The 285-nt window shown below is 67.0% G+C and carries 1 protein-coding gene; it reads right to left on the bottom strand.

Translation table 11 applies throughout. The features are described from left to right. On the bottom strand, positions 1–285 hold a 285-nt coding region (locus SB751_RS29665), incomplete at both ends, for a GGDEF domain-containing protein (RefSeq protein ID WP_410748982.1).

The following is a 285-nucleotide window of genomic DNA, read 5'->3' as shown; positions in this document are numbered from 1 at the left end:
CGACGTCGCGGACATCGTCGACCTCCTCGAGCACGAGCGCGAATTCGTCACCGCCCATGCGCGCCACTGTGTCGTTCGCGCGCACGTTCGCGACGATGCGCTCCGCGACCATCTTCAGCACCTCGTCGCCGGCGTTGTGGCCGAGCGTGTCGTTGACCGTCTTGAAGTTGTCGAGGTCGAGCGCGAGCAGGCAAAACGGTGTGCCGTCGCGCTCGGCCCGCTGGATCTCGCGCTCGACCTGCGCGATGAACTGGCGGCGATTCGATGCGCCGGTCATCGGATCGG

Origin of the sequence: Cupriavidus sp. SIMBA_020, from assembly GCF_046535395.1 — a bacterium.
Classification (GTDB): Bacteria; Pseudomonadota; Gammaproteobacteria; order Burkholderiales; family Burkholderiaceae; genus Cupriavidus; species Cupriavidus campinensis.
The sequence above is the reverse complement of the archived record's forward strand: the minus strand, read 5'-3'. Positions and strand labels throughout refer to the sequence as shown.